The 15077-nt window shown below is 66.1% G+C and carries 11 protein-coding genes and 4 pseudogenes; 10 read left to right on the top strand and 5 right to left on the bottom strand.

The window, feature by feature from the left end; all coding sequences use genetic code 11:
* The 4 genes and pseudogenes from ACLP4W_RS04220 to ACLP4W_RS04205 form a co-directional block, all read left to right on the top strand.
* Positions 1 to 169: pseudogene (locus tag ACLP4W_RS04220) on the top strand (oxidoreductase); the annotation flags it as partial.
* Positions 166 to 1341 carry a precorrin-6y C5,15-methyltransferase (decarboxylating) subunit CbiE gene (gene cbiE / locus ACLP4W_RS04215; RefSeq protein ID WP_442384416.1) on the top strand — a complete coding sequence of 392 codons (1176 nt, stop codon included), beginning with the start codon at positions 166 to 168 and terminating at the stop codon, positions 1339 to 1341. The pseudogene ACLP4W_RS04220 and the gene cbiE, both read left to right, overlap by 4 nt.
* Positions 1338 to 2093, top strand: coding sequence for a precorrin-4 C(11)-methyltransferase (gene cobM / locus ACLP4W_RS04210; RefSeq protein WP_442384414.1), 756 nt, complete (start codon positions 1338 to 1340; stop codon positions 2091 to 2093). Before cbiE ends, cobM begins: the two co-directional genes overlap by 4 nt.
* Positions 2090 to 2818 carry a cobalt-precorrin-6A reductase gene (locus ACLP4W_RS04205; protein ID WP_442384422.1) on the top strand — a complete coding sequence of 243 codons (729 nt, stop codon included), beginning with the start codon at positions 2090 to 2092 and terminating at the stop codon, positions 2816 to 2818. Before cobM ends, ACLP4W_RS04205 begins: the two co-directional genes overlap by 4 nt.
* Here the strand turns inward: ACLP4W_RS04205 and sigC are convergent.
* Together sigC and ACLP4W_RS04195 are read right to left on the bottom strand one after the other, a co-directional pair.
* Positions 2815 to 3375, bottom strand: coding sequence for an RNA polymerase sigma factor SigC (gene sigC, locus ACLP4W_RS04200; protein ID WP_442384420.1), 561 nt, complete (start codon positions 3373 to 3375; stop codon positions 2815 to 2817). The genes ACLP4W_RS04205 and sigC overlap by 4 nt on opposite strands.
* 111 nt (positions 3376 to 3486) lie before the next feature.
* A pseudogene (locus ACLP4W_RS04195) lies at positions 3487 to 4152 on the bottom strand (DUF2275 domain-containing protein); the annotation flags it as partial.
* Between the two features lie 359 nt (positions 4153 to 4511).
* On the opposite strand from ACLP4W_RS04195, the gene ACLP4W_RS04190 reads away from it, so the two are divergent.
* The gene (locus tag ACLP4W_RS04190; protein ID WP_442384412.1) at positions 4512 to 4943 is read left to right on the top strand and encodes an MmpS family transport accessory protein; all 432 of its coding nucleotides are present in this window, start codon (positions 4512 to 4514) and stop codon (positions 4941 to 4943) included.
* A 32-nt stretch (positions 4944 to 4975) separates the two neighbouring features.
* Positions 4976 to 7945, top strand: a complete 2970-nt coding sequence (locus ACLP4W_RS04185; RefSeq protein ID WP_442384418.1) for an MMPL/RND family transporter — start codon at positions 4976 to 4978, stop codon at positions 7943 to 7945.
* 42 nt (positions 7946 to 7987) lie between these two features.
* Here ACLP4W_RS04185 and ACLP4W_RS04180 read toward each other — a convergent pair whose 3' ends face one another.
* The 3 genes and pseudogenes from ACLP4W_RS04180 to cobG all read right to left on the bottom strand — a co-directional run.
* Positions 7988 to 9460: a precorrin-2 C(20)-methyltransferase gene (locus ACLP4W_RS04180; protein WP_442384410.1), complete on the bottom strand. Its 1473-nt coding sequence runs from the start codon at positions 9458 to 9460 to the stop codon at positions 7988 to 7990.
* The gene (locus ACLP4W_RS04175; RefSeq protein ID WP_442384408.1) at positions 9457 to 10083 is read right to left on the bottom strand and encodes a precorrin-8X methylmutase; all 627 of its coding nucleotides are present in this window, start codon (positions 10081 to 10083) and stop codon (positions 9457 to 9459) included. Before ACLP4W_RS04175 ends, ACLP4W_RS04180 begins: the two co-directional genes overlap by 4 nt.
* An 81-nt stretch (positions 10084 to 10164) precedes the next feature.
* Positions 10165 to 11268: pseudogene (cobG, locus tag ACLP4W_RS04170) on the bottom strand (precorrin-3B synthase); the annotation flags it as partial.
* A 116-nt stretch (positions 11269 to 11384) separates the two neighbouring features.
* Here cobG and ACLP4W_RS04165 point away from each other — a divergent pair.
* From ACLP4W_RS04165 to ACLP4W_RS04150, 4 genes and pseudogenes are all read left to right on the top strand, one after another.
* Positions 11385 to 12800 carry an FAD-dependent oxidoreductase gene (locus tag ACLP4W_RS04165; protein ID WP_442384406.1) on the top strand — a complete coding sequence of 472 codons (1416 nt, stop codon included), beginning with the start codon at positions 11385 to 11387 and terminating at the stop codon, positions 12798 to 12800.
* Between the two features lie 22 nt (positions 12801 to 12822).
* A complete protein-coding gene (locus ACLP4W_RS04160) occupies positions 12823 to 13206 on the top strand; it encodes a nuclear transport factor 2 family protein (RefSeq protein WP_442384404.1) in 384 nt (127 codons plus the stop codon).
* Between the two features lie 74 nt (positions 13207 to 13280).
* Entirely contained in the window at positions 13281 to 14738 is a 1458-nt protein-coding gene (locus tag ACLP4W_RS04155) for a flavin-containing monooxygenase (RefSeq protein WP_442384402.1), read from the top strand.
* Positions 14739 to 14788: 50 nt separating this feature from the next.
* A pseudogene (locus ACLP4W_RS04150) lies at positions 14789 to 15077 on the top strand (cobaltochelatase subunit CobN); the annotation flags it as partial.

Genomic DNA, 15077 nt, shown 5'->3' with positions numbered 1-15077 from the left:
GGGCATGACGCCCGCGCCGCTGCCCAGCACCCCGGAGCAAGTGGCCGCGGCAACTGTGCATGCGCTGGCCAAGGGTCGACGCACCGTGTGGATCCCGTGGGCACTGCGGCCGATGTTCTTCGTGATGCGGCTGCTGCCGCAGTTCGTCTGGCGCAGGATGCCCCGATGATCGTCGTTGTCGGCATCGGCGCCGACGGCATGGCCGGGCTAGCCGAAACATCGTGCGCCGAATTGCGCAGGGCCGCAGTCATTTACGGCTCTAAGCGACAGCTCGACCTGCTCGACGACACCGTGGCCGCGCCCCGCCGGGAGTGGCCGTCACCGATGCTGCCCGCACTGCAGACACTGCCCGTCGAGGCCGCCGACGACATCCACGTGGTGGCCAGCGGCGACCCGCTACTGCACGGCATCGGTGGCACGCTGATCCGGTTGTTCGGCGCCGAAAACGTGAGGGTGCTGCCCCACGTATCATCTGTGACGTTGGCGTGCGCGCGGATGGGTTGGAACGTCCACGATACCGAGGTGATCAGCCTGGTCACCGCGCAGCCGCGCGCCGCGGTGCGCCGCGGGGGGCAGGCGATCGTGCTGTCCAGCGACAGGACCACGCCGAGGGCACTCGCATTGCTACTCAACGCCTCCGGGCGTGGCGACTCCGAGTTCAGTGTGCTCGAACAGCTGGGCGCCCCCGCGGAACGACGCCGCGACGGCACCGCCCGAAAGTGGGCCAACGACGCCCCGCTCGACGTGGACGACCTCAACGTGATCGCCGTCCGCTACCTGCCCGACGAACGCGGGATTCCCTTAACCGACAACGCTTTCACCCACGACGGCCAGATCACCAAACACGGGATCCGGGCGGTGACCTTGGCCGCGCTGGCACCGCGGCCCGGGCAACGGTTATGGGATGTCGGCGCGGGTTCGGGGAGCATCGCCGTCGAGTGGTGCCGAAGCTGGCGGAGCTGCACGGCGGTGGCCTTCGAACGTAACGAACATCGCCGCCAGAACATCGGTTTGAACGCCGAGGTGTTAGGCGCCAGCGTCGACATACGGGGCGAGGCGCCGGCAGCGTTCGACGGCGCCGAGGCGCCCTCGGCGATCTTCATCGGCGGTGGGCTGACTGAGCCCGGCTTGCTCGACGCGTGTCTTCACCACCTGCCCGCCGGGGGACGCTTGGTCGCCAACGCGGTGACGGCTGAGTCGGAATCCATTCTCACGCAGGCGTACTCGCGCTACGGCGGCGATCTGCAACGTTTCCAGCACTATCAGGGCGAAGCGCTGGGCGGCTTCACCGGTTGGCGCCCTCAGTTCCCGGTCACCCAGTGGACAATGGCCAAGCCATGACGGTGTATTTCATCGGCGCCGGCCCAGGCGCTGCCGACCTCATCACGGTCCGCGGCCAACGGCTCCTGGAACGATGCGCGGTGTGCCTCTATGCGGGATCGATCATGCCCGACGACCTGTTGGCGCTGTGCCCGTCCGGCGCGAAAATCATTGACACCGGTCCGTTAACGCTGGAGCAGATCGTCACCGAACTTGCCGACGCCGACGCCGCCGGCCACGATGTGGCGAGACTGCACTCCGGTGACCCGTCGCTATACAGCGCGCTGGCCGAGCAGTGCCGCCGACTCGACGCGCTGGGCATTGGATACGAAATCGTCCCGGGCGTACCGGCTTTCGCCGCGGCCGCGGCCGCCCTCAAGCGCGAGCTCACCGTCCCGGGTGTGGCGCAGACGGTGACGCTGACCCGGGTGGCGACCCTGTCGACACCCATGCCGCCCGGTGAAGACCTGGCCAAGCTCGCCCAATCCGGCGCCACCCTGGTACTGCACCTGGCGGCCGCCCAGATCGATGCCGTCGTCCCGCAATTGCTAAGCGGGGGATACCGCCCCGAAACACCCGTTGCGGTGGTGGCTTTTGCGAGCTGGCCGCAGCAGACGGCGCTGCGCGGCACGCTCGCCGACATTGCCCGGCAGATGCACGACGCCAACATCACCAAGACGGCCGTGATCATCGTCGGCGATGTACTGGCCGCCGGGGGATTCACCGACAGCTACCTGTATTCAGCCGAGCGGACCCGGGGGAGCCGGCGCTGATGCGGGTATTGCTGCTCGGCGGAACCGCCGAAGGGCGCGCGCTGGCGAAGACTCTGCACCCGCACGTCGACGTCATCAGCTCGCTGGCCGGCCGGGTGCCGGATCCGGTGCTGCCGGTCGGCCCGGTACGCATCGGCGGTTTCGGTGGTGTCGACGGGCTGCGACACTGGCTGAAAGAGGAGCGCATCGACACCGTCGTCGACGCCACACACCCGTTCGCGGAGACCATGACCGCCCACGCCGCTCAAGTGTGTGGCGAATTGCGGATACCGCATTTGGTGTTGGCCCGCCCGGCGTGGGACCCCGGCGCCGCCATCGTCGTGGCATCGGACAGCCACGCCGCGGAAACCGTCGCACGGGAAGGCTATTCGAGGGTCTTTCTCACCACCGGGCGATCGGGAACCGCGGCTTTCGCCGACAGCGACGCGTGGTTTCTGATCCGTGCGGTCACGGCCCCGGATAGCGCCCTGCTGCCGCGCCGCCACGAGCTGCTGCTGTCGCGCGGCCCGTATCGCTACGACGATGAATTCGCGCTGCTGCGCAAGCACCGTATCGACGCCCTGGTCACCAAGAACAGTGGCGGCGATATGACCCGGGCGAAGCTGGATGCCGCTGCGGCGCTGGGTATTCCGGTGGTGATGGTGGCGCGCCCGCCACTGCCGGACGGGGTGACAGCAGTAAGCACCGTGCAGGAGGCCGCCGAATGGGTTGCCGGACTCGACTAGCCGGTCAGGTCGTCGCGTGCGTCGCGTTCTGTGTCGGCCAGCAGCGCGTCGCGGGCGCGGGCGACGCGGGACCGGATGGTGCCCACTGGGCAACCGCACACCGCCGCGGCGTCGGCATAGGGCAGCCCGAGCAGCTGGGTGAGCAACAGGGCTTCTCGTTGTTCGGTGGTAAGGCCGGCGATCATTGTCGTCACCTCGACGAGGTCTTCGAATCCGCGGGCGTGGCGGTCGCCGCTGAGGGCCTCGGGATCGGCGCCGGGGGCGGTGCGCGGCCGCGATTGGGCGTGACGGATGTGATCGGCGACGACGTGTCGCGCGATGGCCAGCAGCCAGGTTCGGGCGCTGGAGCGCCCGGAGAACCGCTCGACGGCGCCGATTGCCCGCAGGAAGGTCTCTTGAGTCAGATCGTCGGCGGTGCCCGCGTCTGACAGGTAGGTGATGAACCGCCAGACGTCCTGCTGGGTGGCTTTGATAAACGCCTCGAGCGCTCGCGCGTCCCCGCGTGCGGCTGCCAAGGCGAGTTCGGTAACGGCCTCGTCGTCGGTTGACGCGGTCATGACCAACCACCTTAGTTGTGCGGACCCGGCTGGTCTACGACCGGTCGTCGTAGACCGGTTGATCGGCCAGAGATGCCCCCGTCGTCGACCGGTGGGGGTCGCGGTCGGTGCGCGATCGACATCCGCGTCGGCGCCGGAGGTGCGCGGCCTGCGCGACCCGACACGTTCACGCGTCACCAGCAACGTGAACACCAGGCCCAGCAGCACGGGCACGTGACTGGCGACACGTGCCGTGGTTACCTCGCCGTCGAAGGCGTCAATGACGACGTAACTCAACAGCGCGACCGAGTACACGCCGGTAATCGCCGCGACTCCAATCGCGGTGACGGGCCATATGCCGGCGGCGACCATGGCCAGACCCAGCGCCAGCAACCATGCGGTGGACTCATGCATCAGGTGCTCTCCGGACATCGCGCCGTGCATGTGGGCCGACAGCATGCCGAAATCGATCCCGCTGATTTGGGCGGCCGCGATCGCCACCTGGAACACGCCGACAGCGATCAGCGCACCGCGACGATAGTGCGACCGCACCCAGCGCATCCACCGGTGATCAGCGGCGGGCTGCTCGCCGATGCTTGCCATGATCTTGTCGACCAGGTCGGGCCCCTGGCCGGGCTCGAGCGACGCCAGCCGGCGAGTCTGCACGGCCGCGCCGATCAGCCAGGCGCGGCAGCCGCGGCACGATTCCAGATGGGCATCGACCTGCTGCTCGAGCACTTGTGGACGCTCGCCGTCCAATCGCGCAGAAAGCGCCTCACGCGCAACGTCACACCGCATCCCTGCATCGTTGCGCATGGCTTGGCTGTGCGCAAAGACCTCGCGAAGACAGCTCCGGGACTAGGCTCAGGCCCCACATTTCGGCTGGCGAGATCGCGAGCAAAATACCCTAGGGGGTATGGTATATTTTGGGCTGCGGCCGAACTTGCAGCCGCGAGACTGGAGGAGGAGCTGAGCATGCCAGCAGTCGCTCGGGCCGGCCTTACCACCGATATCGTGCCGGCCCGCCGCCGCCCAAAGACCGCCGCTTATTTGCCCGATGGCCATCATTGGCAGGGCCGAACGCCCCTATCGACGCCGCGACGCGGGCGTAAAACTGCGTAACGACAAAACCAGGCCACAAGCGACGGGAAACCTCGATGCTCACCTTTCTAAAGCGGGCTTGGATACCGCTCGTGGTCGTGGTGGCGGTGGCCGCCGGCGCCACAGCGGTCGACCGGCTGCGTGGCGTTTTCGGCTCCGACAAGATCTTCTCGTCGACGGGCAGTAGCGCCGAAACAATCGTGCCGTTCAATCCCAAGCATGTGACGTACGAGGTTTTCGGCCCCAGCGACACGTCGGGAAGCGTGAGCTATTTGAACAAGAATGCTCAGGCGGAGGAAGCGAAGTTCACGAGTCTGCCCTGGACGTACACGCTGACGACGACGATCCCGGCCGTCATCGCCAACGTGATAGCCCAAGGCAACAGCGACAGCATCGGGTGTCGCATCATCGTCAACGGCGATGTCCGGGACGAGCAATCGTCCAGCGGACATCATGCCCAGACCTTCTGCCTGGTGAAGGCCGCATGAACGTCAAGGACGACGACACCCGCCCGCTGTTCATGCGGATGGTCCGCACGCTAGCGGTGCCGATCATCCTGGCGTGGCTGCTTTTAACGATCGGCGTAAACGTTCTCGTGCCGTGGATAGAATTTGTCGCGCGATCGCATGCTGTAACGATGTCGCCGCAAGATGCACCGGCAATGATCGCCGCGAAGCGCATCGGTGGGAAGTTCCAGGAGTCCGATTCGGACAATATTGTCATGGTCGTCCTGGAAAGCAATAAAGAACTCGGCGACGAAGCGCACACCTATTACGACGGCTTGGTGAAAAAGCTGGCGGCCGACACCAAACACGTACAGCACGTCCAGAATCTGTGGGGAGACCGCATCACCGCGGCCGGGTCTCAGAGCGGGGACGGCAAGGCCGCATACGTCCAACTCAACGTAGCCGGCAACCAGGGCAGCACCCTGGGAAACCAGTCCGTCGATGCGGTCCGCAAGATCGTCGACTCGTCACTACCGCCCAGCGGAATCAAGGCATACGTCACCGGCCCGGGAGCGCTCACCACGGACATGACCGAGGCCGCTGACAAAAGCATGTTCAAGATGATGGGCGTGACAGGCGTGGTCATCATGATCATGCTTGCCATCGTCTATCGCTCCATCAGCACTGTGCTTCTCGTTCTCTTTATGGTCTTCATCGAGATGCTGACGGCCAGGGGGGTCGTCGCGATTCTCGGGAATTACAACCTACTGGGCTTTTCGACGTTCGTCGTCGCCATGTTGTCGTCTCTGGCCATTGCGGCCGGAACCGACTACGCGATATTCCTCATCGGACGCTATCAAGAGGCGCGTCAGGCCGGTCAAGACCGGGAAGCGGCCTATTACACGATGTTCCGCGGCACCTACCATGTCATCTTGGGGTCCGGGCTGACGATTGCCGGAGCATCATTCTGCCTTCACTTCGCGCGGTTGTCGTATTTCAAGGCACTGGGCATTCCTTCCGCGTTGGGGTTGCTTGTCGTGATCGCCGGCGCGCTGACCGTGGCGCCGGCTGTCGTCGCCGTCGCCAGCCGGTTTGGTCTGCTCGATCCGAAACGGATGATCAAGACGCGGGGGTGGCGACGTATCGGCACCGCCACCGTCCGCTGGCCGGGGCCGGTCTTTGTGGCGTCATTACTCATCGCCCTCGTCGGCTTGCTCGTGGTGCCCAGCATAAACATCAGCTACAACGACCGCTTCTACATCCCGTCGAACCTGCCGTCGAATGTCGGATACGTTGCGGCAGAACACCATTTCAGCTCCGCCAGGCTCAATCCCGACATCCTCATGGTCGAGGGTGATCACGATATGCGGAATTCCAGCGACATGATCATCCTGGACCGGATCGCCAAGGATATGTTCCGTACGCCCGGGATCGCGCGGGTGCAAAGCATTACCAGGCCCTTGGGCGGCCCGATCGAACACAGTTCGATCCCATTTCAGGTCAGCATGCAAGCGCTTCCCATACAAGAGAACTTGCAATTCATGAAAGACCGGATGGCCGACATGCTCAAGATGGGCGATGACCTTGGTGCCATGGTCGGCTCGATGGAACGGATGTACGGCTTGCTAGGCCAGATGAGCAACACGACTCATCACATGGTCGGCGACATGGGCGACATGAAGGCCACGCTGGACGAGATGCGAGACCATCTGGCCGACTTCGACGATTTCGCAAGGCCGTTGCGCGGTTACGTGTACTGGGAACAACACTGCTTCAACATTCCCGCCTGCTGGGCCACAAGGTCGGTGTTCGAGGCGATCGACGGCGTGGACAAGTTCAGCGAGAACATGAGCACGCTCCTCAAGGACATGAACAACATCGACGCGGTGCTGCCACAAATGCTCGCACAGTTCCCGCCGCTCATCGCCGTCGCGAAGTCCATGCAGGGGACCCTGCTGACCCTGCACAGCAGCTTCTCGGGGCTGGTGACTCAGATGTCCCGGATGACCGACACCGCGAGCGCTATGGGCCAGGCCTTCGACTCGTCGAAGGCTGACGACTACTTCTATCTGCCGCCGGAAGCGTTCGACAACCCCGACTTCCAACGAGGCCTGAAACTCTTCCTGTCGCCGGACGGCAAGGCGGCGCGGTTCATCATCACCCACGATGCGGACCCGGCGACGCCCGCGGGAATCTCCGCCGTCAAGCCGGAACTCAACGCCGCGCACGAGGCGGTGAAGGGAACGCCCTTGGCCAACGCCAAGTTCTATCTCACCGGCACGGCGGCGGTTTACAACGACATCCAGACCGGCTCGAGATACGACCTGCTGATCGTGGGAATAGCGGCGCTGACGCTGATATTCGCGGTCATGGTGATGATCACACGGGCTCTGGTTGCGTCACTTGTCATCGTCGGGACGGTGCTGCTATCGCTGGGCGCCGCATTCGGGCTGTCCGTGCTGGTCTGGCAGCATATTTTTGGTCTGGACCTGAACTGGATCGCGCCCGTGTTCGGGTTGATCATCCTTCTCGCTGTCGGGTCCGACTACAACCTGCTGCTGGTCTCGCGGTTCCAGGAGGAGATAGGCGCCGGGCTTAGGACCGGCATTATCCGCTCGATGGGCGAAACGGGCGGGGTCGTCACCGCGGCGGGCCTGGTATTCGCCTTCACCATGATGTCCATGGTCGCGAGTGACCTGCGTTCGATCGGCCAGGCCGGCAGCACGATCGGCCTCGGCCTGCTGTTCGACACGCTCGTTGTGCGCTCGCTCATGACGCCGTCGATCGCCGCGCTGCTTGGGCGCTGGTTCTGGTGGCCGCAACGAGTGCGGCCGCGCCCGGCCAGCTACATGCTTCGGCCTTTCGGGCCGCGTCGGCTGGTTCGTTCCCTGCTGCTGGGTGAGCAAGCGGATGCCGCGACCACGAAGCTCAAAACACCCTCTGGTAAAGGCTCCACTCTTGAGCGGATGCACGGCGGCAATCTCGTTCCCGAAGGATTGGCGCATTCCGGCGCTGAGGGTGCCGCTGGTCCGGACACTCGGTGATCCGGAAAGTCACGCGGTTAGGCCACCCGGGCGCGTTCGAATTCAGGTGGGATAACGCCGTGGGGTGAACACCCGGTCGCCGAAATCGTCCGAGTGCCACTGGGTTTGCGAAGACCCGACGATCAGCAGGCAGCGCATGTCCACCTCTTCGGGGTTGAGGTCGGCCAGCCGCACCACGCGGACATCTTCGTCAGGTCCCGATACGTTGCGGCCGACCACCACCGGGGTGCCTGGTTCGCGGTGGGCCATCAGCACATCGCGCATCGCGCCGACCTGCCAGGTCCGGGTCCTCGAGGCCGGGTTGTAGATGGCCAGCACCAGGTCGGCGGCGGCCGCGGCTTCCAGCCGTGTCGCGATCACGTCCCAGGGTTTGAGCCGGTCGGACAACGAGATCACCGCGTAGTCATGACCCAATGGAGCACCAACCCGGCTGGCGACGGCCTGCGCGGCCGTCATCGCCGGAATCACCCGAATCCGCACTCCCGGCCATTGTTTGGCCTCTTCCAGGACGGCGGTGGCCATCGCGAAAACTCCGGGGTCGCCCGACGACACCACCGCGACGGTGTGCCCTTGCTCGGCCAGTGCGCACGCCAGCCGCGCACGCGCGGGTTCGTCCGTGTTGTCGCTGGGATGGCGGCGCTGACCGTCGCGGACCGGGACGCGGTCCAGGTAGCCCCGGTAACCGATCAGATCGGTCGCGGCGGCCAGTTCCCGTCGGCTCTGCGGCGTCATCCAGTCGATGTCGCCGGGACCCAGGCCCACCACCGCGACGGAGCCGACGGACGCTTCGCGCCGCCGGCCACCCGGCAGCATGGCCAGCGAGAAGTACGGCACACTGGCCTCGTCGACCTCCGCGGCGGGCACTATGCGTTGGCCGGGGGTGCTGGCCCGCTCCACGTAGAACGCGTCTTCGAGCTGCCCGGATGCCGAAAGAGCTTCCCGTACATTGTGATACGAACGACCCAGTTTGAGCACCACCGCGGCGTCGGCGTCGGCGAGCCGCCGGGTCAGCTCGGCGACCGGCAGGGTGCCCGGCAACACCGACAACACCTCGTCGCCCGCCACCAGCGGTGTCGCGATGGCCGCGGAGGCGGCGCTCACCGACGTGACACCCGGCACGATGACCGCGTTGAACCGTTGCGTCAGCCGGGTGTGTAGATGCATGTACGAGCTGTAGAAGAGCGGGTCGCCCTCGGCGAGCAGGGCCACGTCTCGGCCGGCATCGAGGTGTGCCGCGATGCGCCGGGTGGCGTCGGCGTAGAAGTCTTCCAGCGCGCCGGCGTACCCGCCGGGATGGTCGGTTACCTCGGTGGTCACCGGATAGATCAGGTGCTCCTCGATCTGACCGGTACGCAGGTACGGTTCGGCGATTCCGCGGGCGATGCTGCGACCGTGCCGGGCGCTGTGATAGGCCACCACGTCGGCCTCACCGATCACCCGGGCGGCCTTGACCGTCACCAGTTCCGGGTCGCCGGGCCCCAGCCCGACTCCCCAAAGCGTGCCCCGCTTGGTCATTCGGCGTCGCTGGCGATCGCGTTGACGGCGGCCGCGGCCATCGCGCTGCCGCCGCGGCGGCCCCGCACCACCAGATAGCACATCCCGCGCGGACGGTCGATGAGCTCCTGCTTGGACTGCGCCGACCCGACGAATCCGACCGGCCCGCCGAGCACCCCGACCGGCGGGGCAACCCCCTCGTCGATCAGCTCCAGCAGCCGAAACAGGGCGGTAGGCGCATTGCCGATCGCGAGCACCGCGCCGGCCAGGCGTTCGGCCCACAGCTCCACGCCGGCCGCCGAGCGGGTGGTGCGCCGACGGGCGGCCAGCTCCGCTGCGCGCGGATCGGCCACCAGCGACACCACCTCGTTGCCCGCCGGCAGCCGCGCGGTGGTGATCCCGGCCGCCACCATCGACGAATCACACAACACCGCAGCACCACTTCTTAGTGCGGCGCCCACTCGCGTCACCACATCGTCGGTGTAGGCGACGTGTTCGGCGACATCGACCTGTCCGCAGGTGTGGATCAACCGCACCACGACCGGTGCCACGTCGTCCGGAAATCGCGTCAGGTCGGCTTCGGCGCGGATGGCCGCGAACGACTGGCGATAGATCTCGGCCGCGTCGCGGATGTAGTCGAGCACCCGCTCACCCTAAAGGCTGTTCGGGTGGGGACCCGCTGCGCCCGGCTTCGCCGCGCCGGCGGTCGCGCGGACCGGTCGGTGCAGCAGGCGATATCCCTGTCCGTTGGCGACCAGCACCTGACCGGTGGGCGGGCTGCCGCAAGCGCGTTCGCAGCCAACGAAATGGCGATGCACCGTGGAACCTGCCTCGAGCGCCAGCGCGGCGTCTGCGCGGACATCGGCGGCCGAGTGAGCGCAGCCGGGGCTGCCGGTGCAGGCGCTGACGTCAAGCCAGGGGGAGTTCTCGTCGAACACCAAGCCCAACGGCGCCAGCACCCGCAGTGCGGCGTCGGCCACGCCCTCGTCGAGATCGCACACCAGCACCGATCGCCACGGCGTGACCACCAGCGGGGCCTCGATCGCGGCGAGGTAGTCCGCGACCCGCGCCGGCAGCATGCCCAGCGGCACCGCGGCGCCCAGTGCGACCCGGCCGTCTCGTTGGCTTATCCATCCCACCGGTGGCTTGGTGACGGGCGGGAAGGTTGCAGAACTCAGTTCGATACCGGGCAGCAGATCAGTAACGTCAGCCAATTCATTAACACGCCAAGCTTTTTCGCGTATCTCGATGAACCGCAACGCAACCCCAGCCAATGTCTGTACGACGTCGCCGACGGACAGCCGGACGCCGGTGTCGCGCCCCGCCAGCAGCAGCGCCAGGCCGTCGTCCAGCACGTGCACGCCGACATCGGCCCCCAGTCCGGATACGTCGGCGCGGCCGTCGTCGAGACTGACCCAGAACCGGCCTCCCAGTTGCACCAGTCTGGGTTCGGCGCAAATCGCCGCGTCCAGCTCACTCACCCACGCCCGCACGTCAGCGAGTCCGCCGGCCCGGCCGGACAGCGGCGACGCGACGATGTTACGGACCCGCTCATGCGTCGCCGACGGCAACAGCCCGGCTTGTATGAGCACGGGGACGATCTCGCCGGCAACCGCCGTCACGTCGGTGATCCCGCGCAATTGCACGTTGCCCCGGGCGGTCAGCTCGAGCATCCCCGAGCCGAACTCGCTCGAGACGCTGGACAGCGTCGCCAACTGGGCCGCGGCGATCATGCCGCCGGGCAGCCGGACCCGCACGAGCGCGCCGTCGGCGGCCCGGTGCACCTGCAGCGCACCCGGGCAAGCGTCGGCGTCGCGGTCCCTGGCCATCTAGCCACGGTACGTCTAGGCACTGAGAATTGGAGTAGCCGACTACTCTAGGCAGCCGCCGGCGCCGCGCCGGACACTGCGTGCAGTCCACCTTCCAGCGATGTGAGGAGTACGCGATGGCGAAGCGCGGCGATCATGCGGTGGTGCTCGGCGCCAGTATGGCCGGTTTGCTGGCCGCCCGGGTGCTGGCCGACTTCTATGACCGCGTGACGGTGGTCGAGCGAGACACCTTGCCCGCCGACCCGGTGAACCGCCGCGGCGTCCCACAAGGCAAGCTGATCCACGCCGCCCTTGCCCGATGCACCCAGATCCTCGACGAACTGTTCCCCGGGTTTGTGGGAGAACTCAAGGCGGCTGGCGTCGAGAGCTGGGACGACGGGGACCTTTCGAAGCTGTGGATGGCAGTCGGGGGCCATCAAGCCGTGCGCTCCGGTACGGCGCCCAATGCGCCGGCGATCTTCTTTCCCAGCCGGCCGCTCCTGGAATGGAATGTGCGCCGGCGGGTGCAGGCGATTGCCAACGTGGCGTTCCTTGAAGGCCACGACGTGGTTGCTCTGACGGCGACACCCGATTGCGATCGCGTCACCGGGGTGCGCGTGGTGGATCGCGCCTCCGAACGCCAGACGGAGCTGACCGCCGACCTCGTCGTCGACGCGACCGGCCGCGGATCGCGCACGCCGGTCTTCCTCGAACAACTCGGCTATGGCCGCCCCGCGGAGGACGAGTTGACGGTGCAACTCGCCTACGCCTGTCAACTGCTGCGCAGCACACCGGGCGCCGTAAGGGAGCACATGATCGCGTTCTTCCCGCAACCGGGACGGCCGAAGATGTTCGGATTCATCAGGTACGAGAACGACACCTGGATGTTCGCGGTCGGCACCCTAGCGGGAGCCAAGCCGCCGACCACACCGGCCGACATGCTCGAGTTCGCGGCCGATTTCGCTCCCGCGCATGTGCTGGAGGCGATTCGGACGGCCGAGCCTTTGGGCGAGGTGGTTCACCATGGCGTTCCATCGAACCGCTGGCGGCGTTACGACAAGATGCGCCGGACCCCCGATGGTCTAGTGGTCGTCGGCGACGCGGTTTGCAGCTTCAACCCGATTTACGGACAAGGCATGACGGTCGCGGCGATCGAGGCGACGGTGTTGCGCGATTGCCTGCGCCGCGGGGATCGCGGCCTGCCGCGACGGTTCTTCCGCGCCTCCGCCAGGAAAGTCCGGGTGGCCTGGCAGACCGCCGTCGGCTCCGACTTGAAACTTCCGGAAGTGGTGGGACCCCGGCCGGTCTCGATGCGAATCACCAATGCCTTCCTCGAGCCGGTGATGACTGCCGTCGAGGTGGATCCCGTCGTCGCCGGGCAGTTCATGCGGGTTACGGCGATGGTTGACCCGCCGGCCCGGTTGCTGCGCCCGTCCATTCTGCTTCGCATCGTGCTCGCCAATCGCCGGCATGCGGGTGTGCGGTCCATTGACGAGCGGTTCGGCGAAGGTTCGCTGCCTGCAGCAAGCGAAATCAGCCGCCGCGCAGTGTGACGACCACAGTTGAAGAACTGAGATGCCAAACGGGAACATCGAGGCTTTGAAGAAGGGTTACGACGAGTTCGGCGCGGGTGACCTCGAAGCCGCGTTGAGCGTGTTCGACGACTCTGCCGAATGGATTGTCAACGGCGAGAGCATGATTGGCGGAACGTACCGCGGCAAAGCCGAAATCACCCAACTGCTCATGCGGTTGGTGGAGAAGGCCGCCCAGGTCGAGGCACAGCGTTTTCTCGCCGGCGGTGATGTGGTCGTGGTCCTGACCGAAGTCACCATCGGGGGAGAGACCTCCCAGGAAGCCGATCTGTACACGTTCGGCAACGGTAAGGTCGTGAAAGCCCTCTCGTTCGGGGACACCGCCATGCAAGAACGCATTTTCGGCAGCAAGCGAGCCGCCGGCTAGTCAACTGACGAACCTGTCGCTGCCCCGAGTCGATCGGCGTAGCGTGCAGGCCAGCGAGAGGTCCGGTGATTTGCATGACACAGAAGCGCCCCCTGAAGGTCGCGATAATCGGCGCCGGGATGTCAGGTCTGTGCATGGCGGTCAAGCTGCAGGACGCCGGGATCGAGTCCTTCACCATTTTCGAGCAAGCCGACGAAGTCGGGGGCACCTGGCGCGACAACACCTATCCCGGTCTCACCTGTGACGTCCCTTCGCGTTACTACTCGTACTCGTTCCGGCCCAACCCGAATTGGTCGCACCTGCTGCCGCCCGGTCCCGAGATACAGACGTATTTCTGTCAGGTGGCCGACGAACGGGGCGTTCGTCCCCACATCCGGTTCGGCACCCACGTCACCAGGGCCGAATACGACGACGGGAAGTGGCGGCTCACCACCAGCCAAGGCGACGAGACTTTCGACGTGCTCGTCACCGCAACGGGGGTCCTGCGGGTTCCTCGTTATCCGGCGATTCCCGGGCTGGAGACGTTCGCCGGCCCCGCCTTCCATTCATCGCGCTGGGATCACTCCGTCTCTTTGCCGGACAAGCGGATCGGATTGATCGGGACTGGCTCGACCGGCGTGCAGATCACCGCAGACCTGGGCGGCAAGGTGCGCCAGTTGAAGGTCTTTCAGCGAACCGCACAGTGGGTCTGCCCGATGCCTAACCTGCGCTACTCGCCGCTGACCCGGGCGGCGCTGCGCCGCTGGCCGAAGTTAAACGGGTTGCCCTACCGCTTCTGGGGCTGGTACGTGAGGTTCATGTTCGGCCGCGCGCCGATCCGCCCAGGCTTTCAGCGAATTTATTTCACGATCCAGTGCCGCTTGAACCTGCGGTTCTCGGTACGCAACTCCGAGTTGCGGGCGAAGCTGACACCGAAGGATCAGCCGATGTGCAAGCGGCTGATCTTTGCAGGCCATTTCTACCGCTCCGTGCAGCAGCCCGGCGTCGAGGTGATCACTGACGCGATCGACCACATCGAGCCCCGCGGGATTGTCACCGCCGACGGCACTCTGCACGAACTGGATCTACTGGTGTACGCCACCGGGTTTGACGCGCGAGCCTACGTGCGCCCGCTGGAGGTGATCGGGGAAGGGGGGCTCACCCTCGATGAGGCATGGGCCGACGGCCCCATGGCATACCGGTCTGTCGCGGTACCGGGGTTCCCGAATCTGTTCATGCTGATGGGCCCGCATTCGCCGATCGGCAACCAGTCCCTGATCCCGATTGCCGAGGACCAGGCCGACTATGCGATGTGGTGGATCAAGCAACTGCGCGACGGTATCGTGCACGCCGCCGCACCGACCGAAGCGGCCACCAAGGAATACAACGAGCGCATGAAAGCCGCTATGCCTGAAACGATCTGGGTTACCGGCTGCAACAGTTGGTACCTTGGCAAGGATGGTCTGCCCGAACTGTTCCCCTGGACGCCGGAGCACCACCACGAGCTCTTGCGCGAACCCGAGCTGGCCGACTTCGACGTGCGCACCGCCTGACAACCATGGCAGGGCAACCCCGTCATCGGCCGATGCGGTACGAATGAGGGGTGGCTGAGCCGACCATCCTGCTGCTTTCGACATCAGACACGGACCTGATCAGCGCCCGTTCCAGCGGGAAAAACTATCGGTGGGCCAACCCGTCGCGGCTGTCCGAAGACGAGTTGCCCGATCTGCTGGCCGACTCGTCGATCGCGGTGATCCGGATCCTTGGCGGCTACCGCGCCTGGCAGAGCGGCATCGACACGGTGATCGCCAGCGGTGTCCCGACGGTGCTGGTCAGCGGCGAGCAAGCCGCCGACGCCGAGTTGACCGGCCTGTCCACGCTGGCGGCCGGCA

This window comes from Mycobacterium sp. (assembly GCF_052145595.1).
Lineage (GTDB): Bacteria > Actinomycetota > Actinomycetes > Mycobacteriales > Mycobacteriaceae > Mycobacterium.
The sequence above is the reverse complement of the archived record's forward strand: the minus strand, read 5'-3'. Positions and strand labels throughout refer to the sequence as shown.